Source organism: Streptomyces roseochromogenus subsp. oscitans DS 12.976 (assembly GCF_000497445.1).
Taxonomy (GTDB): domain Bacteria; phylum Actinomycetota; class Actinomycetes; order Streptomycetales; family Streptomycetaceae; genus Streptomyces; species Streptomyces oscitans.
In genome coordinates this window covers 6916123-6942580 of record NZ_CM002285.1, presented here as the reverse complement: position 1 = coordinate 6942580, position 26458 = coordinate 6916123, and the positions used below count along the sequence as shown (strand labels likewise).

At 69.7% G+C, this 26458-nt stretch carries 18 protein-coding genes, 1 other RNA gene, 1 pseudogene and 1 riboswitch; of the genes and pseudogenes, 14 read left to right on the top strand and 6 right to left on the bottom strand.

The window, feature by feature from the left end:
- The first annotated feature begins 643 nt into the window (after positions 1–643).
- The 9 genes from M878_RS79710 (at position 644) to M878_RS79675 (ending at position 9871) form a co-directional block, all read left to right on the top strand.
- On the top strand, positions 644–1162 hold the full coding sequence (locus M878_RS79710; RefSeq protein WP_023551192.1) for an LLM class flavin-dependent oxidoreductase: 519 nt from the start codon (positions 644–646) through the stop codon (positions 1160–1162).
- A gap of 103 nt (positions 1163–1265) precedes the next feature.
- The gene (locus M878_RS79705; protein WP_031226265.1) at positions 1266–2189 is read left to right on the top strand and encodes an LLM class F420-dependent oxidoreductase; all 924 of its coding nucleotides are present in this window, start codon (positions 1266–1268) and stop codon (positions 2187–2189) included.
- A 62-nt stretch (positions 2190–2251) separates the two neighbouring features.
- Positions 2252–3076: a DUF1684 domain-containing protein gene (locus M878_RS79700; protein ID WP_023551190.1), complete on the top strand. Its 825-nt coding sequence runs from the start codon at positions 2252–2254 to the stop codon at positions 3074–3076.
- 88 nt (positions 3077–3164) lie between these two features.
- Positions 3165–3278: riboswitch (SAM riboswitch) on the top strand.
- Between the two features lie 19 nt (positions 3279–3297).
- Positions 3298–3429, top strand: a complete 132-nt coding sequence (locus M878_RS000000101495; RefSeq protein ID WP_342452735.1) for a putative leader peptide — start codon at positions 3298–3300, stop codon at positions 3427–3429.
- Positions 3430–3628: 199 nt separating this feature from the next.
- Positions 3629–5245 (top strand): ABC transporter substrate-binding protein, encoded by a 1617-nt coding sequence (locus M878_RS79695; protein WP_023551188.1) that lies wholly within the window; start codon positions 3629–3631, stop codon positions 5243–5245.
- A gap of 3 nt (positions 5246–5248) precedes the next feature.
- Positions 5249–6208, top strand: a complete 960-nt coding sequence (locus M878_RS79690; RefSeq protein WP_023551187.1) for an ABC transporter permease — start codon at positions 5249–5251, stop codon at positions 6206–6208.
- Positions 6205–7128 carry an ABC transporter permease gene (locus tag M878_RS79685; protein WP_023551186.1) on the top strand — a complete coding sequence of 308 codons (924 nt, stop codon included), beginning with the start codon at positions 6205–6207 and terminating at the stop codon, positions 7126–7128. Before M878_RS79690 ends, M878_RS79685 begins: the two co-directional genes overlap by 4 nt.
- Positions 7125–8816 carry a dipeptide ABC transporter ATP-binding protein gene (locus tag M878_RS79680; RefSeq protein ID WP_037730972.1) on the top strand — a complete coding sequence of 564 codons (1692 nt, stop codon included), beginning with the start codon at positions 7125–7127 and terminating at the stop codon, positions 8814–8816. The genes M878_RS79685 and M878_RS79680 overlap by 4 nt, the downstream gene beginning before the upstream one ends.
- Positions 8813–9871 carry an LLM class flavin-dependent oxidoreductase gene (locus M878_RS79675; protein WP_023551184.1) on the top strand — a complete coding sequence of 353 codons (1059 nt, stop codon included), beginning with the start codon at positions 8813–8815 and terminating at the stop codon, positions 9869–9871. The genes M878_RS79680 and M878_RS79675 overlap by 4 nt, the downstream gene beginning before the upstream one ends.
- A gap of 429 nt (positions 9872–10300) precedes the next feature.
- Here M878_RS79675 and M878_RS000000101140 read toward each other — a convergent pair whose 3' ends face one another.
- Positions 10301–15415 carry a DUF6531 domain-containing protein gene (locus M878_RS000000101140; protein ID WP_158692809.1) on the bottom strand — a complete coding sequence of 1705 codons (5115 nt, stop codon included), beginning with the start codon at positions 15413–15415 and terminating at the stop codon, positions 10301–10303.
- Positions 15416–16800: 1385 nt separating this feature from the next.
- Between M878_RS000000101140 and M878_RS79660 the strand changes: the two genes are divergently transcribed.
- On the top strand, positions 16801–17481 hold the full coding sequence (locus tag M878_RS79660; protein WP_078630436.1) for an erythromycin esterase family protein: 681 nt from the start codon (positions 16801–16803) through the stop codon (positions 17479–17481).
- Between the two features lie 914 nt (positions 17482–18395).
- Here the strand turns inward: M878_RS79660 and rnpB are convergent.
- From rnpB to M878_RS79650, 3 genes and pseudogenes are all read right to left on the bottom strand, one after another.
- An RNA gene (rnpB, locus tag M878_RS92790) (RNase P RNA component class A) lies at positions 18396–18799 on the bottom strand.
- Positions 18800–18917: 118 nt separating this feature from the next.
- Positions 18918–19634: pseudogene (locus M878_RS000000101955) on the bottom strand (DMT family transporter); the annotation flags it as partial.
- Positions 19635–19719: 85 nt separating this feature from the next.
- Complete coding sequence (locus tag M878_RS79650) at positions 19720–20541, bottom strand: AraC family transcriptional regulator (RefSeq protein ID WP_023551179.1); 822 nt, start codon at positions 20539–20541, stop codon at positions 19720–19722.
- Positions 20542–20813: 272 nt separating this feature from the next.
- On the opposite strand from M878_RS79650, the gene M878_RS79645 reads away from it, so the two are divergent.
- Together M878_RS79645 and M878_RS79640 are read left to right on the top strand one after the other, a co-directional pair.
- The gene (locus M878_RS79645) at positions 20814–21560 is read left to right on the top strand and encodes a MerR family transcriptional regulator (protein ID WP_023551177.1); all 747 of its coding nucleotides are present in this window, start codon (positions 20814–20816) and stop codon (positions 21558–21560) included.
- A gap of 5 nt (positions 21561–21565) precedes the next feature.
- Positions 21566–22132: a hypothetical protein gene (locus tag M878_RS79640; RefSeq protein WP_023551176.1), complete on the top strand. Its 567-nt coding sequence runs from the start codon at positions 21566–21568 to the stop codon at positions 22130–22132.
- Here M878_RS79640 and M878_RS79635 read toward each other — a convergent pair.
- Positions 22119–23552 (bottom strand): RNB domain-containing ribonuclease, encoded by a 1434-nt coding sequence (locus M878_RS79635; RefSeq protein ID WP_023551175.1) that lies wholly within the window; start codon positions 23550–23552, stop codon positions 22119–22121. The two genes, M878_RS79640 and M878_RS79635, sit on opposite strands and share 14 nt — an antisense overlap.
- 73 nt (positions 23553–23625) lie before the next feature.
- Between M878_RS79635 and yaaA the strand changes: the two genes are divergently transcribed.
- Positions 23626–24417, top strand: a complete 792-nt coding sequence (gene yaaA / locus M878_RS79630; protein WP_023551174.1) for a peroxide stress protein YaaA — start codon at positions 23626–23628, stop codon at positions 24415–24417.
- Between the two features lie 98 nt (positions 24418–24515).
- A complete protein-coding gene (eda, locus tag M878_RS79625; protein ID WP_023551173.1) occupies positions 24516–25196 on the top strand; it encodes a bifunctional 4-hydroxy-2-oxoglutarate aldolase/2-dehydro-3-deoxy-phosphogluconate aldolase in 681 nt (226 codons plus the stop codon).
- 55 nt (positions 25197–25251) lie between these two features.
- Here the strand turns inward: eda and M878_RS79620 are convergent, their stop codons facing one another.
- A complete protein-coding gene (locus M878_RS79620; protein WP_023551172.1) occupies positions 25252–26433 on the bottom strand; it encodes a bifunctional RNase H/acid phosphatase in 1182 nt (393 codons plus the stop codon).
- Positions 26434–26458: the final 25 nt, after the last annotated feature.

The window sequence follows — 26458 nt, the reverse complement described above, 5'->3', positions numbered from 1 at the left end:
TGGTAGCGCGCAGGGCTGATCGACCCAGCACGCGGAACGCCGAATCGGCCGGGCCGGAGAGAAAAAGCGTGGTCGCAGGACCGCTACGGCCGCGTTCTCAGCGACCCGGTCGGCGTGCGCGAACAGGCTTCCGGCTGATACGAGGCTGAGCGCTCACAGGAGGCGGATACGACGATCCGGTGGGGAAGCATCGCAGTGCGGGCGGTTTCACACCGCCCCGGCCCGGCGCACGCCGACTACGCACACCGGCCGATGCCGGCGACCACTTGCCGGGTCAGTGACAACAAAACGCGCTGGAGACGTGCGCCAGATCGATGTGGCGCCGCCGGGTCAGGTCCACGCGCGGGTTCATGGGACGCGAGTCCAGCAGACGGCCACCACGTTGGTCAATGCTTTCCGGACAGGTCTTGCATTGCGGACACGCAGCACCTCCGCGCCGGTCGACGGCCGCCGCTCGGTACGGCTCGCCCACCGTCGCCGTCGACGGCGACGGTGGGCAAGATCCGCGCGGTCGAGGCGCAAGAAGGCACGCAGGCGTCCCAGCGGTGAGACGCCCCTCCGCCATGTGCGACCACCTCCTCCGCCGGCTGTCTCGTCGTGGCCCTGTGGCCGCGAGTCCTCGTGTTTCCCGGAAGGAACCCCATTGACCGGCCCCGCCCTGCACCTCGCCGTCGAGATCGACGGCGACGGCGCCCACCCCGCGGCCTGGCGCCGCGCCGCCCACTCCCCCGATCAGCTGCTCACACCGCGCCGCGTGGCCCAGGTCGCCGCCATCGCCGAGAACGCCGGGTTCACCCTGATCACCCTGGATGACGGCGTGCTGCCGCCCGGCGCCTCACCGAGTCCGGTGGGCCGTATCGGCGCGGTGGAGCGGGCGGCCTTCGTCGCAGCGTCCACGAGCACCGTCGGGATCGCGCCCGTCGTCCCGGTCACGTATGCCGAACCCTTCCATATCTCCCGCCAGTTGGCGTCCCGGGACCACATCTCCGCCGGTCGTGCCGAGTGGGTGGTGACGGAGGAGGAACGCCCCGAGGCCGCCCGTGCCTGGGGGCGGCCGCTGATCGCCGACGCCGCCGCGCGGGGGCACCACCCTGCGCGAGAACCTCGGCCTGCGCGAACCTCTCACGCACCGGTCCGCGCGGGACCGACGGCAGGCGGATGAGCACCGGGACGGCCCTTCCGCTCAGGACTGAGTACACATGACTGACAAGAAGCTGTCACACACGGACCGGAATGCGGCCCGGCCGACGCCCGTTCTGACTGACATGACTGTTGGAGTAGCGCTCAACGCGTCCGACGCGCCGAACCAGGTCGACGCCACCGTGCAACTGGCCCAGGAGGCCGCGGTCGCCGGTCTGCGGTCGGCCTGGTTCGGGCAGACCTTCGGCGCGGACTCACCCCAGCTCGCGGCGATCGTCGGACGCGAGGTGCCCGGACTGCAGGTCGGCACCTCCGCGATCCCCGTCTTCGGCCGCCACCCGCTGCTGGTCTCCAGCCAGGCCCAGACCGCCCAGGCCGCGACCCATGGCCGCTACCACCTCGGCCTGGCCCTGGGCACGAAACTGCTGACGGAGACCGGCTTCGGCCTGCCCTTCGAACGCCCCATCGCCCGCCTGCGTGAATTCCTCACCGCACTGCGGCAGTTGACCGAGACCGGCACGGCCGACTTCCACGGCGAGCTGCTCACCGCGACCACCCCGGTCCCGGCACGGGTACCGGGTGCCGAGAGCGGTGTCCCCCTGCTGGTCGCCGCGATGGGGCCACAGGCGCTGCGGGTCAGCGGTGAGCTGGCGGACGGGATCCTGCCCTACCTGGCGGGACCGCGCGCCCTGGCGGACCACATCGCGCCCGCCCTGACCGCAGCCGCCGAGGCCGCCGGTCGTCCCGCGCCCAGGATCGTGGCCCTGGTGCCCGGCGTGGTCACCGACGACGTGGAGGCGGTGCGGGCCAAGGCCACCGAGAACCTCGCGTTCTACGAACAGATCCCGTCCTACGCCCGGGTCATCGAACTCTCCGGCGGTCGGCGGGCCGCCGACCTGGCCGTGATCGGCGACGAGAAGACCGTCGAGGCCGAGATACGCCGTTACCGCGATGCCGGCGCCACCGAGGTCGTGTTCTCGGGCACCGAGATCGCGGGAGAAGCCGACCGCCGACGCACCTGGCGACTCCTCGGCGAACTGGCCCGCTGAGCACGCCGGTCGAACCGACGGCCCGACCGGCCCCCCTGCACCCCCGTGACGAAGGAGAACCCATGACCACCGAGGCCACGACGACCGACTTCCGTGCCTTCACCGAGAACTGGCTGGAGTGGTACCGCGCCCAGGAGGCCCGGCTCGCCGGCCCGCACGGGTTCCTGGCGATCACCGGCCTGCACTGGCTCGACGACCGGCCCCGGCGCTTCCCGGACGCGCCGGGTGCGTGGCGCACCGGCCCCGACGGGGTCGTCGTGGACCTCGACGACGGCGAGGAACTGGTCGTCGGCGGAACGCCGGTGCACGGGGAACACCACTTCGGCGTGCTTCCCGAACGCGGCGGCGTCGACGCGGTCTGGGGAGACGCCGTCATCGAGGTCGCCAAGCGCGGCGGCAACGACATCGTGCGCCCCCGGCACCCGGACGCGCCGCTGCGCACGGCCTTCACCGGAACGCCCGCGTACGCCCCCGACCCGCGCTGGGCCGTGACGGGCCGCTACATCCCCTTCGACACGCCGCGGCCGACCACCGTGGGCGCCGCGGTCGAGGGCCTTGAGCATGTGTACGACGCTCCCGGCAGGGTCGAGTTCGAGCTGGACGGGCGCCCGCTGTCGCTGACCGCGTTCCCCGGCCCTGGTGCGGACCGGCTGATGGTGCTCTTCACCGACGAGACCTCCGGGGTCACCACTTACGCCGCCAACCGGGCCCTCATCCTGGAGCCGCCCGCCGCCGACGGTACGGTCGTCCTGGACTTCAACCGCGCCGCGAACCTGCCGTGCGCCTACACGGACCTGGCCACCTGTCCGCTGCCCCCGGCCGAGAACCGCCTCCCGGTGGCGATCGAGGCCGGCCAGAAGATCCCCCGCGAGCGCGGCGGTGCCTGAGCCGGACCCGGTGCCGGTCCGACTGCCCCTGCAGGGCGTCGATTTCCGGCATTGACGTACGACAAGAGCCCTCCGTACGATCACGAACGGCATTGAGTGTCAGCGTCAAGCCCTGGCTCGCTGACCGGCAACCCTCCCGCGCGGTGGGGTGCTCCAGGTGAAAGCCCGGCGGGATCACCGACGATCCCCGCAAGCGCGTGGCCCCGTGACCGGGGCCGGAAATGTGGAGGACCGGCATGCGCCACGGTGGTGACCTCAGCGCCCGCTTCGCCGGCGCCACCGTGTTCTCCCGGCTCTCGCGTCGGCGCCACATCGACCTCAAGCGCTCGACCAGCTGCCTCTGTCAGGCCTGACGGCCCCTTCCGCCGGTCGTAGTCCGGCACGCACCGGCCGTCACCGCACCCGCCTGCGGCTGACCCCGCTCCGCCCTGATCCCTGTCTGCACAGCGCTTCCCCGCCACCGGTCTGGTACCGGCCGGGGCCGCACACCCATGCACGGTCGTGCCTTGTACGGCGCCTTCTTGCCTGGTGACACGAGTAGGAGAACCCTCCGTGAACGCACTTCCGGCTTTCAGAGCCCCCCGCTGGGCGCCCCTCGCCGCCCTGCTGACCACCGGTGTACTGCTGACCGCCTGCGGTTCGGGCGACGACCCCGGTAGCGGAAGCAACCGGCCGAAGTCCGGTGGCACCCTGACCTTCGCGGTGGGTTCCGACGTCGGCTGCGTGGATCCACAGCAGGTCGGCAGCAACGAGAGCATCTACTCGGTGCGCCAGACCGTGGACTCCCTGACCGACCAGGACCCCAGCACCGGCAAGATCGTGCCGTGGCTCGCCAGGAGCTGGGACATCAACGCCGACGCCACGGAGTTCACCTTCCATCTGCGCTCGGGCGTCACCTTCAGCGACGGCTCCCAGCTGACCGCGCAGGTGGTCAAGGACAACTTCGACGCGGTGCCGAAGCTCGGCGCCCTCGGGGTCCTCGCCCAGGGCTATCTCAGCGGCGTCAAGAGCACCACCGCGGTGGACCCGCTGACCGTCAAGGTGACCTTCAAGGAGCCCAACGCCCAGTTCCTCCAGGCGACTTCGACCCACTCGCTGGGCATCGAGTCGTCGCCGAGCGTGAAGAAGACCCCGCAGCAGAAGTGCAGCGACGGTGTGATCGGGTCGGGGCCGTTCGTACTCAGGCAGTACGTCCAGAACCAGTCGATCACTCTGGCCAAGCGCACCGGCTACGACTGGGGCTCCTCGCTGTGGTCCAAGAAGGGCGAGGCCTACCTGGACAAGCTGGTCTTCAAGGTCATCCCCGAGGCGGGGGTGCGGGCCGGCAGCCTCCAGTCCGGGCAGGTGGACGCGATCAGCAGCGTCGGCAAGGCCAACGAGGCGGCGCTCGGGGGCGGTCAGGTCACCCTGCTGCGCCGGGCCAACCCCGGCGTGGCCTTCGGGCTCGGCGTCAACAACTCGCGGCCGCTGCTGAAGGACGTGAAGGTGCGTCAGGCGATCCTGGCGGCCATCGACCGCAAGCAGATCGCCGACACCGTGTTCCCGACCGGCACCCAGCCGGCGACCAGCGTCCTGGCGCACACCACGCCCGACTACACCGACCTCTCCTCGGACCTCGCCTTCGACGCGGCCAAGGCGAAGTCCCTGCTGGAAGCGGCCGGTTGGAAAGCCGGCAGTGACGGCATACGCGCCAAGGACGGCAAGAGGCTGAGCCTGACCATCAGCTGGTTCCCCAACGCCGCCACCAACCAGCCCGCACTGGAGCTGGTCCAGCAGCAGCTGAAGGCCGTCGGGATCGACGTGGTGCTCAAGCAGCGTCAGGTCAGCCAGTTCGCCACCACGCTCCAGGGCGGTGACTTCGACCTGGTGTGGAGCAACGTGACCCGCTCCGACCCGGACATCCTGCGTACCTCCTTCTCCTCCCGGCTGGCCAACTTCTACCGCCTGCCCGCCACTTCCCTGGACACGGCGCTGTCCGGGCAGGCCGCGACCACGGACACCGCCAAGCGCGAGCAGCTGGTGGACGAGGTGCAGAAGCTGATCGTGCAGAACGCGTACAACGTGCCGGTGGTGGAGCTCCAGACCCAGCTGGCCGTGTCGAAGAAGGTGCACAGCCTCGACTTCGACTCGGGCAGCCGCATCCAGTTGCACGACACCTGGATCGGCTAGCGCATGCGCCGCTATGTGATCAAGCGACTGGCACAGGCGGTCGGGGTGCTGTGGGCGGCGTACACGGTGTCGTTCCTGGTACTGAACTGGCTGCCTGGTGACCCGGTCACCGCGATGGCCGGTGCCGGGATGGACTCGGGGGACGTCGACCCGGCCCGGCTGGCCGCGCTGCGGCACGAGTACGGCTTCGACAAGCCGGTGCTGGTGCAGTACGCCGACTACCTCGGGCGGGCGGTGCGCGGAGACTTCGGCGACTCGGTCGCCACCGGCCGTCCGGTCACCTCGACGCTGGCCGACGCGCTGCCGCAGACCCTCCAACTGACCAGTGCTGCCCTGCTGTTGGCGGTGCTGCTCGGCGGTGGTCTGGCGGTGCTGGCGACCTACACCGCTCGGCGCTGGCTGCGGCAGCTGCTGCTGTCGTTGCCGCCGCTGGGGGTGTCCGTCCCGACGTTCTGGGTGGGGCTGCTGCTCGTCGAGACGTTCTCCTTCCGGCTGCACTGGTTCCCCGCGTTCGGCAACGACGGCCTGAAGGGGCTGGTCCTGCCGGCCCTGACTCTGGCGGTCCCGACCGGCGCGCAGGTCGCCCAGGTGCTCGCCAAGAGCCTGCTCACCGCACTGGACCAGGCGTATGCGGAGACCGCGCGGGCCAAGGGTGCCGACCGGTGGCGGGTGCATCTGCGGCACGCCCTGCGCAATGCGTCCCTGCCGGCGCTGACGGTCGTCGGCCTGCTGGTCGGGCAGCTGATCGCCGGTTCGGTGGTCGTCGAGACGGTGTTCTCCCGCGACGGCCTCGGGCGCGTGACCGCGGCGGCCGTCACCGCCCAGGACATCCCGGTGGTCCAGGGGGTGGTGGCCTTCGGGGCGCTGATCTTCGTGACGACGAACCTCGTCATCGACCTGGTCTATCCACTCCTCGACCCGCGGATCGTGGTGGCCTCAGGCAGAAGGGCGGCACTCGCATGAGCCAGAGCCTTGTCGACGACCCGGCCGAGGCGGCGCTGGGGCTCGCCCGCCCGGTCGAGGCGGGGTCGGGTCCGGAGCCGGGACGCCGCGTGGATGTACGGCGGCTGCTGCGCTTCGCGGTGCGCCGCCCGGGACTGCTGCTGTCGGTCGTCGTCCTCGTGCTGGTGGTGCTGGCCTCGTTCTGGCCCGACCTGTTCACCTCGCAGGACCCGCTGAAGGGCGTGCCGTCGCAGAACTTCCGCGGACCGAGCGGAAGTCACTGGTTCGGCACCGACGAGCTGGGCCGCGATGTGTTCTCGCGGGTCGTCCATGGCGCCCAGCTGTCCCTGAAGGCCACGCTGATCGCGGTGCTGGTGGCGTTCGTGGTCGGCGGACTGCTCGGGGTGGTCGCCGGGTTCGTGGGCCGCTGGGTGGACGACGTGCTGATGCGCTTCGTCGACGTACTGCTGTCCATCCCCGCGCTGTTCATGTCCCTGGCCCTGGTCACCGCGCTGGGCTACGGCACGGTGAGGGTGGCCGTCGCGGTCGGCATCGCCAGCGTCGCCGCGTTCGCCCGAGTGGCGCGCGCAGAGGTACTGCGCGTGCGGCAGGCGGTGTTCGTGGAGGCGTCGCGCGCGAGCGGGGCCCGCTGGTACTCGGTGCTCGGCCGACATGTGCTGCCCAATGCCGCAGGCCCGGTGATCGTCCTGGCCACCCTCGACTTCGGATCCTCCATCCTGGCCGTCTCCGCCCTGAGCTTCCTCGGCTACGGCGCTCCCCCGCCCGCCCCGGAGTGGGGCACGTTGATCTCCGACGGCCGCAACTACCTCGCCAACGCCTGGTGGCTGACCGCACTGCCCGGTCTGGCGATCGCCGCGACCGTGCTGGCCGCCAACCGCATCGCCCGCGCGCTGGACGGCGAATGGTCCCGGCAGCCATGACCGACGAACGTGAGAACGGTGAGGACGTGACCACACCCCTGCTGGAGCTACGCGGCCTGTCTGTGTCGTACCGCACCCGGGGCGGCACGATCCCGGCGGTCCGGGGCGTCGACCTCGACGTGTGGCCGGGACAGGTGACCGCGGTGGTCGGCGAGTCCGGCTCCGGCAAGAGCACGACCGCGCACGCCATCACCCGGCTCCTGCCGACGAACGGCCGTATCGACGCGGGTACGGTCCGCTTCGGCCGGCACGATCTCGCCGCCCTCTCGGAAGCCGAACTGCGCACCGTCCGCGGAGCACGGATCGGACTGGTCCCCCAGGACCCGACCGTCTCCCTCAACCCGGTCCAGCGGATCGGCGACCAGGTCGCCGAGGTGCTGCGCATCCACGGTCTGGCGACCCGCCGCTCGGCCCCCGCCGAGGCGGTCGCCGTCCTGGACCGGGCCGGACTGCCCGACGCGGCCACCCGCGCACGGCAGTACCCGCACGAACTGTCCGGCGGAATGCGGCAACGCGCCCTGATCGCCATCGCCATCGCCGCGCAGCCCGAACTGATCATCGCCGACGAGCCGACGAGCGCGCTCGACGTCACCGTGCAGCGGATCATCCTCGACCATCTCCAGTGCCTCACCGAGGAGTCGGGCACCGCGGTCCTGCTCGTGACCCACGACCTCGGGGTCGCCGCCGACCGGGCACAGCGGCTGGTGGTGATGTCCCAGGGCAAGGTCGTCGAGGCGGGCCCCACCCGTGACATCCTGGCCGACCCGCGGGACGACTACACCCGGCACTTGCTGGCCAGTGCCCCGAGCCTCACCACCGCCCGGCCCCGCACCCCGGTCTCCATCCCGGAGGCGCAGACGGCGCCCCTGGTAGAAGTGCGCAACCTGGTCAAGGAGTTCAGGCTGCCCCGCACCGGGGACGGGCCCCGCACCCTGCGCGCCGTCGACGACGTCAGCCTCACCCTCCACCGGGGCCAGACCCTCGCCCTGGTCGGTGAGTCGGGCTCGGGCAAGTCCACCACCGCCCGCCTGGTGCTCCGCCTTGCCGACGCGACCGCGGGGCAGATCCTCTTCGACGGCACCGACGTCACCACCGCGCGTGGCGCCCAGACCAGGCAGCTGCGCCGCCGCGCCCAACTCGTCTACCAGAACCCGTATGCCTCGCTCGACCCGCGCTTCTCCATCGGCGAGGTGATCACCGAGCCGCTGCGCGCCTTCAAGGTCGGCGACCGCGCCTCGCGGCTCGCCCGGGCCCGCGAACTGCTCGACCGGGTGGCGCTTCCCTCCGCCACACTGGAGCGCCGGCCGGCGGAGCTGTCCGGCGGACAGCGGCAGCGCGTGGCGATCGCCCGCGCGCTCGCTCTCTCCCCCGACCTGGTGGTGTGCGACGAGCCGGTCTCCGCCCTCGACGTGTCCGTGCAGGCCCAAGTCCTGGAGCTGCTTGCCGAGTTGCAGGCCGGCACGGGGGTGGCCTACCTCTTCATATCGCACGACCTGGCCGTCGTACGGCAGATCGCGCACCAGGTCGCCGTGATGCGGACCGGCCGCGTCGTCGAGACAGGCCCGCCGGAGGAACTGTTCACCCGCCCTCGCCACGAGTACACCCGCGAACTGCTCGCGGCGATCCCCGGCGGCCGTGTCCCCTCCCCCGCCCCCGAGACCACCACGAGCCGAGGACCAGCGTCATGAGCACTCCCACCATCACCTCGTTGGCCTTCCTCACCCCGGGCAACTTCGCCGACGACGACCCCTATACGGGCCTGGAGGAGACCCTCCAGCTGTTCGAATACGGCGAACGGCTCGGCTACGACGGGGCCTGGATTCGCCAGCGCCACCTCGAGCACGGCGTCGGTTCCGCCGCGGTGTTCCTCGCCGCGGCCGGCCAGCGCACCGAGCGGGTCGAGCTGGGGACCGCGGTCATCCCCATCGGGTACGAGAGCCCGTTCCGCCTGGCCGAGGACCTCGCGCTGGCCGACGTACTCTCCCGCGGCCGCCTCCAGGTCGGCTTCAGCACCGGCATGCCGCACGCCGAACTGCTCGGCGACCTGGTGTACGACGGGGACTGGCGCGGCTTCGACCTGTCGTACGGCAGGATCGCCCGCCTCGTCGACAACCTGCGCGGCGACTACCTCGGCGGCCCGGACACGGTGATCCACTCGCCCGGCAACATCCAGCGGCCGCGGCTACAGCCGCACAACCCCGGTCTGGTGGAGCGGATCTGGTATGGCGGAGGCAGCCTGCGCTCAGTCCGCTGGGCCGCCGAGAACAGTCTCAACCTGCTGTCCGGCAACATCGTCTCCGGCGAGGGCACCGACGACTTCACCACCGCCCAGCTGAACCTGATCTCCGAGTACCGGCGCACCCTGGGCGACGACCGGCCGACGGCGCGGGTGGCGCTGGGACGGGTGATCGTGCCGTTCGACAGCGCCGACGCGGCCACCCGGGTCCGCTACCGGGACTACGCGGCCAGCCGGCACGAGCGCACCCTGAAGCCGCAGACCCTGGCGGCGCTGGGCCCGAAGCGGTTCCTGTTCGCCCCGGACGTGGTCGGCACCGCGGAACAGATCCTGGAACGGCTGGCGGCCGATCCCGTCCTCGCGCAGGTGTCCGAGCTGCGCCTGGAGCTGCCGTACGAGTTCCATCGCGAGGAGTACGAACAGATCCTGCACGACGTACGGCACCTGATCGCCCCCGAGCTGGGCTGGCGCGCCGCTTCCCCGGCGGTTCATGAGGCAGGCCGGTGAGTCCTGGTCCGGAGCGCCCGGTCCGGCTGGAGGTGCACGCCCGCGAGCCGTTCGCAGAGGCCCACCGCTTCCACGGCGCCGGGGAGTACGAGGCGCTCACCGCCACCGCCCCTACACCAGTCTCAGTTGCCTGCCCGCTACGGAAACTATGTTGCCCGCCCATCGTTTGCGTATCCCAAAGCTTCCCTAAGGGTAAGGAATCGACATTCCCCAGTGGCAAGGTCTACCTGAACAGGGAGGTTTCCGCCGAGTCGGCGGCTAGTGTCACCTTCCAGGAAGGCGACACTGTTATATTGAGCGATGAGTTTATCGCCTGTGACGACTACTTTATCCTCGACAATTCGGACTGGGCCCATTGAGGCCTGACGCTCGTCCAGGTAGCGGCGCGCCAACTCCAGGCCTTCCGCTCGATTTAGCATGTCACTCCTTTCACAGGTTGTCCGTCCTCATCACAAGGAAGCCGTCCCAATTGTCCAGATGAAAGGCGACACCTTGTTGCGCGTCAATGAAAGCTACCCGACCACCATCATTGATGGCGTTGAAGTAGTGACCAATTTCACTACCCTTCTTCGGTAGCCCCAAGATTATCGCACGAGATCCGGGGCCCCACCGCTTCAGATCGCCCACAACTCCAGTCAAGCCGTTTCGGTGGCGCCAAGTACCCCCCATGAAGTCTGCGAAGGGGCCAGCTTCGATGGGTACCCCGTTGGCGGGTACCTCCTGTGGCGGCCTCCGTCCCGCCAGCGCTCCGTCGGCGGAGATAGCGCACAGTGCGCAGTTCATTTGACCGTCTCCGGGGTTGACGGCGTCTTTGAGCCCGGGTGTTTCGGGGGTGTAGTAGTCGACGCCGTTTCGCGTTCTTCCCGCAGCTTTCGTCCACCATCCGGCTCGACCACCAGCCAGACTGGCGCGCTCTCCCAGAGTAATGCCTCTGAAGGCGTTCCACGCTGGTTTGAACAGGTTGCCCAGTCCGCCCGTGAGCGCTCCGACGAGGAGGTCGGTGGCGGAGGTCGACTGGCATTGAGCGGTGTTGATCGCCCACGTCAGCCCCATGCCGATGGTGGCGTCGGTAACCGTGGCGACGGCGAGGGCTCGTCCGCCCTGCAGCCCGAGCTGGGCGGCGAGGCTGGTGCCGGCGGGTGCGAGGAAGCCTCCGACTGCTCCGGTGACGGCGCCCTCTGTGGTCGCGACGGCGAAGTCACGCCAGCTGAAGTCGTCCTGGTGAGTGAGGGCGTAGACGCCTCCGCCGACGACTGCTCCGATGGCTGCGCCGATGCACATCGGGCAGTTACCGGAGGGATCAGAGAGATCAGTGGGGTCGTTGTCGGCGTAGTTGTAGGGGGACTGGTTGGGGTTGTCCGCGGCTGCTGCGGCCGGGTCCTGTGTGGTGAAGCGGTGCTGGGTGGTGTCGTAGGAGCGGGCGCGGAGCTGGAGTCGGTCGGGGAGGTACTGGTCTTTGTACTGGCCGGTGTAGCCGTAGGGGCTGGTCTCGCCGCCGGTGATGGTGGCTTTCCCTGTGGGTGTTCCCCAGGCGCTGTAGGTGTAGTGGTAGTTGTCGGTGCCGGCGGCGTCGTAGACGGCGCTTACGGAGTTCTGGCGGTCCTGTGTGAAGTAGTAGGTGCCGGCGGAGCGGTCCATGGAGCGGGCCGTGCCGTCGGGGTCGTAGTGGTAGTCGGCGACCAGGGCGCCGGAGGCGCCTGTGTCGGTGGCTGTCTGGGGCAGGGGGTTGTTGAGGTCCCAGGTCGAGGTGCCGACGAGCGTGTTGTTCTTCTTGACGGCGGTGCGATTGCCGTCTGCGTCGTTGGTGAAGGCGTAGGTGTTGCTGCCGATGGTGGCGGACTTGAGCCGGTTGGCTGGGTCGTAGGCGTAGGTGCCGTCGTTGTCCTTGGTCTGGTTGCCGTCGGCGTCGTAGGTGTAGCTGGTGGTGGTCGTGCCGTTGGTGGTGGAGGTCAGCTGGTCGCCGGCGTCGTGGGCGTAGGTGGTGGTGGATCCGGAGGTGGTATCTGTCTTGAGGTTGCCGACCTTGTCGTAGGTGTCGGTGGTGCCGGCTGTTCCCGTCAGGCAGGAGGTGGCGGAGACGTCCGTGCAGGTGCGGGTCATTCGGCCTGCGTCGTCGTAGCCGTAGCGGGTGGGGTACCCGGTTCCGGGCTTGTCGCCGATCAGGCGGTCGTTCTCGTCGTAGGTGTAGGTGTTCTTGAGGGTCGGCGTGGTCAGGGTGGTGAGCCGGCCGACGGTGTCGTACGTACGGTTCTCGTTGCGTGCCGTGGTGGTGGGCAGGGCGACCGAGGTGAGGTTGCCTGCCTTGTCGTACCCGTAGGTGACGGCCTTGCTGTTGGTCGTCTGGGTCTTGATCCGGCCGACCTTGTCGTAGGTGTAGCTGGTCGTCCGGCCGTCCGGGTACGTGCGTGAATTGAGGGTGTTGTCGGTGTTCCAGCTGTAGCTGAACGGCTTGGCCGCGCCGGGGGACGTGATCGAGGTGATCTTGTTGCCGACGTCGTAGGCGAGGGTGCGGCTGCCGGTGGCGTCGGTGACGCCGGTCAGGCGGCTGGCGTCGTCATAGGAGTACGACTGTGCCGGGGTGCCGTCGGAGTAGACGATCTTCGTGGGCAGGTTGCGGGCGTCGAGGGTGGTGGTGATCGTCTGGGCGCGGGCGTTGGTGTACTTGGTGCGGTTGCCGTCGAGGTCGTACTCGTACGAGACCGTCCTGCCCAGCGGGTTCTTGACCGACGTCAGCTGGCCTTCGGCACCGTGCCCGTAGGTGGTGGTGTGGCTGTTGGCGTCGGTGCTGGTGGAGAGGAATCCGGCGGTGTCGTAGGTGAACTTGGTCGTCCCTGTGTCCGGCGCGGTGACCGTCGTCGGCCGGTCGAGTTCGTCGTACTCATAGAGCGTCGACTTGTTGCGTGCGTCAGTCACTGAGGTGACGTTGTTAACGCCGTCGTAGCCAGTGGTGTGCGTGTGACCGAGCGGGTCGGTGACCGAGGCCGGGTTGCCGGCCGGGTCGTAGCCGTACGTCCAGGTGTACTTGGCCGGGTCGGCGCCGCTGGCGTTGCCGCGCGGGTCGACGACGGTCTGCAGGTGGCCGTCGTCGTCGTAGCCGTAGGTCGTGCGCTCGGTCTCCGGGGAGGTCTCTGCCGACAGGTGGCTGTCGTCGTCGTACTCGTAGGCGGTGACGTAACCGGCCCAGGTCTTCGACGAGGACAGACGATGGTCGGCGTCGTAGGTCAGAGTCGTGCCGTGGCCGAGGCCGTCGCTGGTCGTGAGGGGGTTGCCGTTGCGGTCGTAGGTGAGGGTGCGGGTGTGGTTCAGCGGGTCGGTGACTGACAGCGGGCGGTTGTCCGCGTCCCAGGAGAAGGCGGTGGTCTTCTTCAGCGGGTCGGTGACGGTCTTGCGGTTGCCGACCTTGTCGTAGCCGATCACCCAGGTGTACTTCGTCGGGTCGGCTCCGGTGTCGTTGCCCCGTGCGGTGACGACCTGGATCTGGTTGCCGGCCTTGTCGTACTGGTAGGTGACGGTCGCTCCGCGGCGGTTGGTCTCCTTGTTCAGGCGTCCCGCCGGGTCATATCCCAGGACGGTCTGCTTCTGGGCCGGGTCCGTGATCGTGCTCAGCCGCCCTGCATCGTCGTGGTCGTAGACGGTGGTGCGCTGCAGGGCATCGGTGACCGTGTGGAGGTTGCCGGCATCGTCGTATCCGTAGGAGGTGGTGTGGTTCCGTGCGTCGGTGACCGTCTTGATGCGGTCCGAGTCGTAGTAGGTGTAGGTGGTCGTGTACTTCGTCGGGTCGGCGCCGCTGACATTGCCACGTGGGTCGACGACCGTGTGCACCCGCTCCGACGCGTCGTAGGTGTAGGTGGTCTTGTTGCCCTTCGGCGTGGTGAGCGACGTCAGATTGCCGTCCGCGTCGTAGCCATATCGGGTGGTCTTGCCGCGCGGGGTGGTGACTGTCTCCAGCAGATGCGTGGTGGGGTTGTAGCCGTATGTCGTCGTTTTGTGCAGCGGGTCCTGGACTGTGGTCAGCTGGTTCAGGTCGTTGTAGCCGAAGGCGGTGGTGTTGTACTCACCGTCTTCGTACGTGGCGACGTTGCCGTTGTCGTCGTAGGTCCAGTCCTCGCGCGACGCGTTGCTGACCCGCGAGGTCATCCTGCCCGCGTTGTCGTACGTCCACTTCACCTCGCGGATCTCGGCGTCGATCGCGCTGGTGCGGTTGTAGAACTTGTCGTAGCTGTAGTAGCTCTTGTTGCCCAGCGGGTCGATCTGTGTGAACAGGACGTTCTTGTAGTAGATGTCCGTCCAGACGCCCTGGTCCGGGGCGGTGGTGTCGACCTGGTCGAAGACGCCGTTCTTCGAGTAGCTGAAGAGGGTCTTGTGGTTGAGCGCGTCCGTCTGGGAGGACACGCGGCCCTGGGAGTCGTACTCGTTGAAGGTGACCGTCTTGTGGAGAGCGTTCGTGATCGTGTTCAGGCGCCCGGAGCCGTCATAGCCGTAGGTGTCCGTCTTGCCGTCCAGTGAGGTGACTCCGGTCAGCTGGTCGCCGGTGTAGCTGTAGACGATGCTCCGGCCTTCCGCCAGCGTCACTTTGTTCAGCCGGGCGCCCGAATACGTGAGGGCGGCCGCGTGCCCAGCGCCATCCGAGATCGTCGTGGGCTGACTGCCCGTGTAGGACAGCGATAGGCCCCGACCAGTGCGGTCCTTGACCGCCGTCAGCTGTCCGGAAGCATTGAAGCCGTAGGCCGAGTGGTTGGCCGTGGTCAGCTTGTAACCGCTGCCGTCCGAAGCCAGGGTGGAACGGGCCTCACCGGGAGTGTCGAACGTCCCGCCCGACTCCTTCGTATAGAGGTGCCGGCTTCCGCCTTCGCCGACGAGCAGGGCGTTGCCGCTGGAGTCGAACTGCAGCCGTGTCTCCCAGGGAAGCTGCCAGCCCTTGCCCAAGGCGCCCACGGACGAGTTGTCCGAGGAGTAGACCCGCCCGACCGTGAACGGCACACCCGGCGCGTCGACCTGAGCATCAGTGAAGGACTCCGTGAACGCACCCGTTGCCGTGTTCACCGGATCTGCGCGCATCACCGTCGTACCGGCCGACCCGCTCGCATCCCCGCACACGGCGCTGCAGGCGGCACCGTCCGGCAACTGAGGCACGATGTCGTACGCGTTGTACGAACCGCAGCTCTCCGTAGCCCCGGGATCGTCGGTGACCGTAGTGCAGGCGTAGAGGAAGTAGCGCGGGACCGGCTGGGTGCAGTCCGTGGTCGGCACCGTGATCGATGCGTTGACGACCGGAAACGTCTTGTCGGTGTTCAGCGTCGGCGCCTGCACCGTCTGCCCGAAGTCGAACCACTTGTCGTCATCCTGGTTCAGACGGCAGCTGTAAGCGTCCAGTTTCCAGCGCACCTTGACCGGGTGCACCTCGCCATCCGCACCACCGGCCTGCCAGATCGCCGCCGACAGCTGCAGCGGCTCCCCCGGAACCGCAGCACCGATGTGATTGCCGAGCGCCATCAGCCAACCACCCTGCTGGGCAGCCGCATTGCCGAAGGGGTCAGTCGTCACCTGATACAGGGCGCCACTGGAGTAGGACGTAGCTGCCGCAGCGGTTGTCCGAGAGGTGAAGGACGCCTGGTGTGCTCTCCCAACGATAGGGGCAGGCGAACCGGCACGCTTGGGGCCGGCGACGCGCATCTCCCGCTGGTTGCGCTTCAGCAGAGTGATCTGCGCAGCCGTGGCCGGCTTGCTCTTCGTCGTCGGCAGCCCATGAGACCTGGTCGGCTTCGCCCGATCCTTAGTCTCCTTACGGCGCTGCTTAGGCGAGATAGCCTTCTGATGCGCGGCCGGTTGCGGCCCTCGGTAGGCGTAGCTGCTGTCGTCGCCTGGATCGCTGGCAGAGACTCTGATCAACCAGCCGCCACCGGCAACCACAGCCAGCACGAGCGCGATCACCAACATGCGCAACCGCGCGGACACAGACGTCAACATCCCCCACCACTTTCACATCACGCGCAGAAGGCTCACGGTTTGTGCGCAAGTTCAAGATCATGAGGGTTTACGGCCCTGCAGACAACAAGCGGGCCAAAGTTGGCCGATTACTACGCTTCCTCACTCCGGCATGAAGTAGTCAACTCTGGGCCTCGTCAAGCAAGTTCACCGGTTTCCTGCATCAAACCATTTCCAGGCGCCAGCTCTGCCTGTGGCTTGATTTACGCGACTTCCACACAATCACGCATCGTGAAGATAACGAGCCAATAACGACACGTGATCATTCAGGGCCCACTGCGCCAATTCACCCTTTTCACCCTTGCCCTTCAGTTAACGAGGGCGGCAAAGTCTTCACGCAACAGGCACACAATGTTTTCCAATGCATAGCTGTTACACGGGGGCGGGAAGTCTGCAAGCCTGCGCATGAACCCTCAATAATCCTGGCGACGCATCCCTTACAACAGGAGCGCCGAGTGAACCGTCGCGGGCACCATCGCCAAAGCCGGCGAAAACAATGACTCATTGCGCTCCGGCTCCCCAATTGTGCAGTTGCTCATCGTCCTGCCCCGAGAGCTGTTGCCAAGCCCCGGACTCTGCGATTTCCTCACAGACTCAAACGGGCTCACCAATCGAAGTGGCCAGCCGTTCGATAAGCCTCAGATCCCATGCCGTCGGCATCCTCTTGTCGACCCCTAGTCAGCCACCTCGGCTATTTTATATGTTGATACATGCCAAGGAACATCGATCCGCCCATTCGAAAGCGGGGGAGAAAATAAACAGAAAGGTAAAAAATAGCGGGTGTTATGTTGGCGGGCTCTTGTTTCTCGGTGCAAGCCCTGCCTACGCGCTCTCGGCGGCGACCGGCGGACATTTACCGGTGGCCGGCACACTGGCGGAAGCCAGGACAGGATCCCTCGTGGCCCAGGGCCCCAGTTCCTTGCCGAAGCACGTGACCTGGAGCGATTCCTCCAGGAAGAGCGGCCCCGGCTTGCCTCGCACATCGGGGACGCGGCCACGATCAAGCACTCAGGCATGCGCGCCTGATCGTGGCCGCAGCCGACGTGGCCTCCCGGCCACCGCGCGGCGACGGCGAGGAGACGTGCGCGCTGGCCGCCCGGGACCGCCACATGGCTCACGCAGTGATCTCCCTGGAGGAGGGGTCCGCCGGGAAGGTGGCTGTCTGGGCCCACAACGGCCATGTCTGCACCGACTGTTACGCCCGAAACATTCCCGCCATGGGACAGCACCTCAGGGACCACTATGGCAAGGGGTACTACGCCCCGGGCCTGCTGTTCGGCGAGGGCGCCTTCCGCGCCCGCCCCGGAAACTCCGCGACACGACCGCCCCGGCAGCACACCACCAGTGCGGCGGGTCCGCGCTCCGTCGAGGCCCAACTGGCCTCGGTCACCTCCGAGGACCACTTGATCGACCTCCGCGCCGGCCGGACCGAGCCCGCCGTCGCCGAGTGGCTGGAGAACCCGCAGTTCATGCGGTCCTTCGGCGCCGGCGTGCCACGCGTGACGTACCGCTTTCTCCATGACTCAAACGGTGCTCATGCGCGAGTACGACGGATTGGCGTACGTGGCCCGCTCGACACCTTCGGTGCCACTGAACTGAGAAGTGGTGTACGGGCTCCCACCTGATCCGGACGTTTGCTCGGGCGTCGGAGTGAGCGTCCTGATACGAGAAACGCCACCGGCTGACAACCTACCGGTTCAGCCGGACAACGGTCTGGATCACGAGCCGGCCGCCCCCGACCGGCGATTTTCCTGTTCCCATGTTCTGTTTCCCCCGCCCGAGACTCGAACCTGCGGCCAGGCGCGGCCGCAGGACCACCATGACGTCCGGCCAACCTGCCCGTGCGGGCGATGACAGGGCCGTTCGTCCCATCCCGGCCCCCAGGGTGCGATCATCCGAAACGCTCGGCCCACGCGGTCATACGCGCCGCCCCTCCGAACTGACTCGTGATTCAGCTGCGTCCAGCCGCGATCCAGCCGGCGTGCAGAGAACGACGGATGACGACAGGTGACGAAGCGTCAGTTCATCCAGCCAAAATCCAGCCACGGGCACACGAACGGGGTCGACCCGAATCCGGGCCGACCCCGCCTGACCTGGCGTTTTGCTAATTCGCCGGATCCACGGTAATGCGTGGCTTACACATTGAAGCGGAACTCCATCACGTTCGCAGACATGCTCCTCAGCGCCGCTGAACTCCCCTACGACGCCCAGGGCCCTGCCACACCTCGCCAGGGCTCGACAGCCATGACCCGTCACCCGGCACACGACACCGCTCGGCTCCAGGGATACGGACTGTCCTGCCGCTGAGACGCAACCGTCCAACGGTTCAGGCTGGAGTCTCTTGGCGGCCCAAGTAACGCCGCCCGGTGCGCTCCGCCAACGTTTCCTGCGAGACAGCCACTCCGACGCAGCAAGATCAATACACACCCCGTGCACAACCGCGCGGGAACTCCCAGGAAACCGCAGGTACAGGCGGGAACTCCGGCCGGACGCATTGGGGCTCTGACCAGGTAGTTTCCCCTGGTCAGAGCCCCAAAGGCAGACGAGTCGGGCTATACGCCGGGTTCTGTTCCGAGGGTCCTCGCGGAGTCCTCGGCGACGGCCATCCATCTAGGGTCGGTGTTGCCACCGGCCTCGTGCGGTCTACCCGCGGACTCGGGCGGGCAGCCCTCGTGCGTCCGCGCAGGGCGCTTTTCACGGCGCCCCTTTTGACCTTGCTCCGGGTGGGGTTTACCTAGCTGCCCAGGTCACCCTGGGCACTGGTGGTCTCTTACACCACCGTTTCACCCTTACCAGGGGCCGAAGCCCCGGGCGGTTTGCTTTCTGTGGCACTGTCCCGCGGGTCACCCCGGGTGGCCGTTAGCCACCACCCTGCCCTGTGGAGCCCGGACGTTCCTCGGGAAGCCCCCTAGGGGGACTCCACGCGGCCGTCCGCCCGGCTCGTCTGCCGTGTCGACCATGGTACCGGGCGCCTGGAGCGGCGAGGACCGGCAGCCGCCGTCGCCAGGACCGAGCCCGCCAGGATCAGGGCGAAGGCCGCCAGGACCGTGGGAGTCAGCCGCTCGTTCAGGAAGAGCGCGCCCGCCGCCACCGCCACCGCAGGGTTGACGTACGTGATCACTGTCGCCCGCGTGGGGCCAGCCTCCTTGATCAGCTCCAGGAAAGCCACGAAGGCCACCGCCGTGCAGAGCACGCCCAGGCCGGTCAGGGCCGCCAAGGCGGAAGGGGAGGGGAGGGAGGTCGGGTGGGCGAGGGCCGCCAGCGGGGCGTAGACCACCGCCGCCAGGGTCAGGCACGCCGCGGTCAGGTGCAGAGACGGGACCTCCTTGAGGCGGCGGGCGGCGATGACGGGGGCCGTCGCATAGCCCAGCACTGTCACGAACACCTCGGCCAGGGAGCGGGCGTCGCCGCCGGTCAGGTGGGGAAGGGTCAGGACCGTCACACCGCCCAGGCCAAGCGCGAGGCCGGTCAGGCGGCGGGCTCCGAGGTGTTCCGTGTCGCCCAAGAGGCGGGCGACGATCACTCCCACGATCGGTACGCCCGCGATCAGCAGGCCCGCCGTCGAGCTGGACAGGTGTCGTTCGGCGTCGGTCAGCGTCATCCAGGGGATCAGGATCTCCAGGCACGCGAAGGCCAGCATGGGGCGCCAGTGGGTGCGTATCGTCCGGGGCAGGCCGCCCTGGCGCAGAGCAAAGGGGAGGAGCAGGACCGCGCCCAGCGCGCAGCGCGTGAACACGACCACCGGCGGGGACACCTCGTCCACCGCCACTTTGATCATCAGATAGGGGACGCCCCAGACCACTCCCATGAGGGAGAACAGGAACCAGCCACGTGCAGTCATGCGGTGAGTTTCGGCCAAGACCTCACCGGGAGTCTTGAACGCTGTTGCGGTACACCGCCGGCGTCACCCCCAGCACCCGGCGGAACCAGCGGGTCAGATGCGCCTGGTCGGCGAATCCCACCAGCGTCGCCACCTCCGCCGGGCGCAGGCCCGCCGCCAGCAGTGCCCTGGCCCTGCTCACCCGGTACTGGGCGAGCCAGGCGTACGGGGGTATGCCCATGGTCGTACGGAAGGCCCTCAGGAGCTGGTAGCGGGACAGGCCCAGGTCGGCGGCGAGGCCGGCCAGCGGGGGCGGTGCCGTGAGGTCGTCGGCCAGGCGGTCGCGGACCAGCCGGGCGATCGCGCCGGCGCCGGGGATCACGTCGGACGCGGGGCGGGCCGTGGAGTGGCGGCGGGCCAGGGCCGTCAGCAGCCAGGGGAGGCGGGATTCGGCTTCGAGGGGGTCGGGGCAGGCGCTGAGCTCCGTGTGGGTGAGACGAAGGGCGGCGGCCAGCTCGGGGTCGTCGAGGAGGGGTTCGCGGAAGTGCGGCAGGCCGCCGAGGGTGCCGTCGGCCAGCAGCGACGGCCCGGCGTACAGGGCGCGGTAGGCGTAGCCGTCGGTGGCGTTGCCGGGGCCGCCGGTGTGCATCTCTCCGGGGTCGAGGACGACGATGGTGCCGGGGCCGGTGCGAATGTGGCCGCCCCGGTAGTCGATGACCTCGCTGCCGCCGACGCAGACGCCGATCGTGTACTCGTCGTGGGCGTGCGGGGCGTAGGTGTGCCGGCGGAAGTTCGCCGTCAGGAGGTCGAGCGGGGGGCCTTCGTGGCCCAGCCGGGCGCGCGTCCACAGCGCCTGTTCCGCCATCCCGCCTCACCCCTTCCGGGTCCCGCTATGGATGCAACGCCTTCGGGCCCCGGTTCCATGCCGCGTTCAGACCGGCGTCGCCGGGAAAGTCACCGGGAAGGTCGCCGGGAAAGCGGCCGTGGATCTTCAGGTTGACCACCGTGCCGTGGGCGAAGGCCCGGACCGCGGAGGACACGGACGCCAAGGAGCTGCCGGAGGCCCCGGAGCGCTGGCTCGGCGTGCCGCACGCCGCCGCTTGACCCTGCCGCGACGTCAACGTCTGTACTGGTCCCATGCGGATCGGAGAACTCGCCGCCGCCGTCGGCGTCACGACGCGCACCGTGCGGCACTACCACCACCTGGGCCTGCTGCCCGAACCGGAGCGCCGGGCCAACGGCTACCGGCACTACACCCTCCGGCACGCCGTCGTCCTCGCCCGGATCCGGCGGCTGACCGAGCTGGGACTGGGTCTCGCCGAGGTGCGGGACGTGCTCGCCGACGACGCCGGGAAGGACCTCGTCGAGGTGCTCACCGAACTCGACGAGGACCTGGCCCGGCAGGAGGCCGCGATCCGGGACCGCCGACAGCGGCTGCGGGCACTGCTGGACGCCGGGGAGCTGCCCGCCGAGGGGCCCGTCTCGCCCCAGTTGGCCGGGCTGCTCGCCGCGCTGCCCGGCAGCGACTCCCCCATGGCCGCCAAGGACCGCGAGGTGCTCGCCCTGATCGACACCGGGGCGGCGCCCGAGGACCGGGAGCGGATGGTGTCCGCGCTGCGCGGCGCCCTGGACGACCCGGACGTCCTGGCGCGGACCCGGGAGGCGTACGCACTGCTCGACACGCTCGTGGACGCCGCACCGGACGACCCGCGCGTGGCCGAGGCCGCACGGGCCCTGGCCGGCTGTGTGCCGCCGGACCTGGTGTCCACCGAACCGCTCGACGGCGACCACGCCGTACTCCGTGCCCTCTACGCCGACTTCGCGCCCGCCCAGGCCGAGGCGATCCGCCGCACGTTGAAGATCCTGGCAGAGGAAGGGAGTTGAGGAACATGCAGGCACTGAGGCGGCTCGCGCGGCATGAGGCGCGGGTGTACGCCAGTCTCGCGCTGTGGCTGGCCCGGCGCACCCAAGGGACCGCCGGTGGGCGGGCGTTCGGCTATACGCGCGGGCAGGGTGCGACGATGGCGGCGCTGGTCTTCGTGTGCGTGGTCGAGACGGTCGGCGTGTCCGTGCTGCTGCGCGGCATGCCCACCGCGCACGACGTGCTGCTGGCGCTGGACGTCTACACCGTGCTGCTGGTCATCGGCCTGCACGCGGCCTGCGTGGTCCGCCCGCACGTGCTGACCGGGGACGCACTGCGGGTGCGCCACGGCGCCCATGTGGACCTGCGGATCCCGCTGGACTCGATCACCGCCGTACGCCGGGAGACCCGCAGCACGCACGAACCCGCGCGGGGCGCACTCGATCTCGCCGTCGGCTCCCAGACCTCGGTCACGCTCGAACTCGCCGAACCTGTCACTCACTTGACGCTGCTGGGCCGCCACAAGGACGTCAGCGTGGTACGGCTGCACGCCGACGACCCCGGCGGTCTCGTCCAGGCACTCACGCGGCCGTGAAGAGGACCTTCGACGTCCCCGGATCGGCCTGAGCGAGCCGGACCCTGAGCCGTTCACCGAGCGGGAGACGGTCGCCCTCGATGCGGCCGATGACGGCCGGGGAGATCAGCTGCACGGTGCCGACGGTCGGCCGGTGTTCGTCGACGTCCACCACACAGCCGTCGAAGACGTCCCCGACCCGGTCCTTGAGCAGGGCCGCCTCCACGATGTCCACGCACTCGCGCTCGACCGTGCCGGCGATACGGGCGCCGTCGGCCATCCGCCGGGGCAGCGCGTCGAGCGCGGCGAGCACCCAGTCCGGCGGGGCCTGACCGGCTGCGGCGGCGAGGCAGATCTCCGAGGCGTACCGGTCGGCGAGGCGGCGCAGCGGGGCCGTGCAGTGGGTGTAGGGGGCGGCGACGGCGGCGTGCGTGGTGATCGCGGGCAGGACGCCGTCCCGGAAGACGGTGTAGCCGGCGCCGCGCAGCAGGGCGGTGCACTCCTGGAGGAAGGCCGCGTGGCGGGTGTTGTGCGGGTCGAGGGAGCGGATCAGGGCCGCGTACGACACATGGTGCGGCCAGTCGATGCGCAGCGCGGTCGCGGTGCGGCGCAGGCGGGCCACGGCGCCGTCCGGGGCGGCCGGGAGGGTGCGCAGGACGCCGGTGCCGTGGGCGAGCATCAAATCGGCGGCGGCCATGCCGGTGAGCAGGGACAGCTGGGCGTTCCAGCCCTCGGCGGGCAGCGGGGCCCGGTAGCCGAGGACGTAGGTGTGGTCCCGCTCGGTGATCTCCTGCTCGGGCACGTTCAGGGAGATGCCGCCGCGCTCGGTCTCCTGCCGTTCCCTGGCCTCGCCGATCTCCTTGAGCAGCGCGACCGGCTCCTCGGCGGTCCCGGCGTCGATCTGCCGCTGCACGCGCGCGTAGTCGAGTTTGGCGCGGCTGCGGACCAGGGCGCGGCGCACGTCGACGGCGAGGGTACGGCCCTCCGCGTCCAGGCCGATCGTCCACAGCACGGCCGGGCGGTCCTGGTCCGGCAGCAGGCTGGCCGCGCCCTCGCTGAGCACGGTGGGGTGCAGCGGGATCTTCTCGTCGGGGAAGTACAGGGTGTTCACCCGGCGCTGCGCCTCGGCGTCCAGCGCTCCGCCGGGTACGACGAAGGCGGCGACGTCGGCGATGGCGTACCGGACCCGGTAGCCGGTGCCCTGCCGGGACAGGTGCGTTGCCTGGTCGAGGTCGGTGGAGGCAGGAGGGTCGAGGGTGAAGAAGGGGATGTCGGTGGCGTCGTACGCCGGGAGGGCGGGGGCTTTCGCCGCGCGCTCGGCCGCCTCCTGGACCTCCGGCGGGAAGGCCTCCGGGACACCGAGCTCGGTGCGCAGCACGGCGAGCGCGGCCCGGAGCGGGGCTTCGGGGGCACCGGTCACGCGGATCTTGCGGCGGGGCATACAGCGAGCGTAGGTCGCGGCCGTACCGGCGGCACGCCGTACGCTGTCGCGGAGGTCTACGTAAGGAGTACGTGTGCTGGTCCTGCTGCCGCCCTCGGAAGGCAAGGCGAACTCGGGCGAGGGAGCCCCGCTGAAGCTCGGGTCGCTGTCCCTGCCGGGGCTCACCGGCGCACGCGAGGCCGTCCTCACCGAGCTGGTCGCGCTGTGCTGCGGGGACCCCGACCAGAACGAGAAGGCGCGCGAGGTGCTCGGGCTGAGCGAGGGGCTGCGTGGCGAGGTCGCGAAGAACGCCGGCCTGCCGGCGGCCGGCGCCCGCCCCGCCGGCGAGATCTACACCGGTGTCCTCTACGACGCCCTCGGCCTGGCCACCCTGGACGCGGCGGCACGGCAGCGCGCGGCCGGCTCGCTGCTGGTGTTCTCCGGACTGTGGGGCGCGGTGCGCGTGACGGACCGGATCCCCTCCTACCGCTGCTCGATGGGCGTGAAGCTGCCGGGGCTCGGCGCGCTGGCAGGGCACTGGCGGGCACCGATGGCCGAGGTGCTGCCGGAGGCGGCCGGGGACGGCCTGGTGCTGGATCTGCGTTCCTCGGCGTACGCGGCGGCCTGGAAGCCGAAGGGTGAGGTCGCGGGGCGGACGGCGACCGTGCGGGTGCTGCACGCGCCGACGCGGAAGGTGGTCAGCCACTTCAACAAGGCGACGAAGGGGCGGATCGTACGGAGCCTGCTGTCGGAGGGCGTCAGGCCGAAGGACCCGGCCGAGCTGGTGGAGGCGCTGCGGGACCTTGGATACGAGGTGGAGGCGGAGGCGCCGGGGAAGGCGGGCAAGGCGTGGTCGCTGGATGTGCTGGTGGAGGAGATTCACTGACCACGAGGACTGACCACGAGGACTGACCACGAGGACGGCGCGTTGCAGTATGCGCAACGGTCGTTGCGGGTAGTGCAGTAGCTGGGCACGATGACGACATGACCTCGCCGATGCCCTCGCCCTCGCCCTCGTCCTCGCCTGCCTCGGTGCTGGATCTCGCGGATCACGCGCCCGTCGTGCCCGTGGTGGTCGTCTCCGGCGCCGCCGATGCCGTACCGCTGGCACGGGCGCTGGTGGCCGGCGGGCTGCCGGCGATCGAGGTGACGCTCAGGACACCGGCGGCGCTGGACGCGATCCGGGCGATCGCCGCCGAGGTGCCGCAGGCCGTGGTCGGCGCGGGCACGGTGATCACGCCGGAACAGGTCGGCGCGTGTGCGGCGGCGGGGGCGCGGTTCCTGGTCAGCCCCGGGTGGACGGCCGCCCTGCTGGAGGCGATGCGCGGGTCCGGGATGCCGTTCCTGCCCGGGGTGTCGACCGCCTCGGAGGTCGTGGCGCTGCTGGAGCGCGGGGTGCGGGAGATGAAGTTCTTCCCGGCGCAGGCGGCGGGCGGCACGGCGTATCTGCGGTCACTGGCCGGGCCGTTGCCACAGGCTCGCTTCTGTCCCACGGGTGGGATCGTTCCGGCGAACGCGCCGGAGTATCTATCGCTGCCCAACGTCGGCTGCGTGGGCGGCAGTTGGATGGCCCCGGCGGACGCGGTGGCCGCCGGGGACTGGGCGCGGATCGAGGAGCTGGCGCGGGGCGCCGCACGGCTCGACGGGGCCACAGAGAACGTCTGAAAAGCCGGGGATGCCGGGACACCGGGGACGCCGGGGACACCGGGGACGCCCGGGTTCAGGGACGCAGGTGGGACGTGTCGTTGAAGAGCCGGACGCTCGCGTTGCCGTCCGCGTAGTATGCCACCGCCGACAGGGAGGCCGCCGAGAGTTCCATGCGGAACAGGGACTCGGGTGGGGCGCCCAGGGCGAGGCGGACGAAGGTCTTGATCGGGGTGACGTGCGTGACCAGCAGGACCGTGCGGCCCGCGTAGGCGGCGACCAGCTTGTCGCGGGTGGCGGCGATCCGGGTGGCCGTCTCGGCGAAGCTCTCGCCGCCGCCGGTGGGGTGGGCCTCCGGGTCGGCCAGCCAGGCGTTCAGGTCGTCGGGGTGACGGTCGCGGACCTCGCCGAAGGTGAGGCCCTCCCAGGCGCCGAAGTCCGTCTCGCGCAGGCCGTCTTCGATCGTGACGTCGAGACCGAGGCGGGTCGCGACGACGGCGGCGGTTTCGCGGGTGCGGGTGAGGGGGGAGGCGAGGATGGTCTGGATGGTGCCGCGCCTGGCGAGTGCCTCCGCGACTCGGTGGGCCTGTTCGCGGCCGGCGGTGGAGAGGGAGGGGTCGGTGCCACCGCTGCCCGAGAAGCGCTTCTGGGGGGTGAGCGGGGTTTCGCCGTGGCGGAGGAGGACGAAGGTGGCGGGTGCGCCGAGGTCCGGCGCGCTGCTCCAGCCCGGCGTTGCGCGGTGCTCCTCGTCGGGGCTGGCAGGGCGCTGCTCGCTCTGAGGTGCCGCTGTCTGCGGGACGGGCGCCGCCCCAGCGGTACGACTGCCCGCAGTCGCGGACCACTGGTCTCCCCTCGCCCCCGCGTCCATCGCCTCGTTCGCCAAGCGGTCCGCGTGTTTGTTCTGTTCGCGGGGGATCCACTCGTACGTGACCTGGTCGGGCGGGAAGACCGACCTCGACTCCGTCGCCAGGGGTTTCATGTCGGGGTGTTTGATCTTCCAGCGGCCCGACATCTGCTCGATGACCAGCTTGGAGTCCATGCGGACGTGGACCATGGCGGCCGGGTCCAGGGTGTGGGCGGCGCGCAGGCCCGCCAGCAGACCCCGGTACTCGGCCACGTTGTTGGTGGCGACACCGATGTACTCGGCCAGCTCGGTCAGCGTCTCCCCCGTCGCCGCGTCGCTGACCACCGCGCCGTAGCCGGCCGGCCCGGGGTTGCCCCGCGAGCCGCCGTCCGCCTCGACAATGAACTCCCGCACCCGACAAGCCCCTTGTCCACAGACC

What these genes read in the sequence shown, in the direction of transcription:
- M878_RS79635 (WP_023551175.1), bottom strand. Translation starts at nt 23,552, where the DNA reads ATGCCCCGCCGCAAGATCCGCGTGACCGGTGCCCCCGAAGCCCCGCTC.
- M878_RS79650 (WP_023551179.1), bottom strand. Translation starts at nt 20,541, where the DNA reads ATGGCGGAACAGGCGCTGTGGACGCGCGCCCGGCTGGGCCACGAAGGC.
- eda (WP_023551173.1), top strand. Translation starts at nt 24,516, where the DNA reads ATGACCTCGCCGATGCCCTCGCCCTCGCCCTCGTCCTCGCCTGCCTCG.
- M878_RS000000101495 (WP_342452735.1), top strand. Translation starts at nt 3,298, where the DNA reads ATGTGGAGGACCGGCATGCGCCACGGTGGTGACCTCAGCGCCCGCTTC.
- M878_RS79685 (WP_023551186.1), top strand. Translation starts at nt 6,205, where the DNA reads ATGAGCCAGAGCCTTGTCGACGACCCGGCCGAGGCGGCGCTGGGGCTC.
- M878_RS79680 (WP_037730972.1), top strand. Translation starts at nt 7,125, where the DNA reads ATGACCGACGAACGTGAGAACGGTGAGGACGTGACCACACCCCTGCTG.
- M878_RS79700 (WP_023551190.1), top strand. Translation starts at nt 2,252, where the DNA reads ATGACCACCGAGGCCACGACGACCGACTTCCGTGCCTTCACCGAGAAC.
- M878_RS79675 (WP_023551184.1), top strand. Translation starts at nt 8,813, where the DNA reads ATGAGCACTCCCACCATCACCTCGTTGGCCTTCCTCACCCCGGGCAAC.
- M878_RS79690 (WP_023551187.1), top strand. Translation starts at nt 5,249, where the DNA reads ATGCGCCGCTATGTGATCAAGCGACTGGCACAGGCGGTCGGGGTGCTG.
- M878_RS79645 (WP_023551177.1), top strand. Translation starts at nt 20,814, where the DNA reads ATGCGGATCGGAGAACTCGCCGCCGCCGTCGGCGTCACGACGCGCACC.
- M878_RS79640 (WP_023551176.1), top strand. Translation starts at nt 21,566, where the DNA reads ATGCAGGCACTGAGGCGGCTCGCGCGGCATGAGGCGCGGGTGTACGCC.
- M878_RS79705 (WP_031226265.1), top strand. Translation starts at nt 1,266, where the DNA reads ATGACTGTTGGAGTAGCGCTCAACGCGTCCGACGCGCCGAACCAGGTC.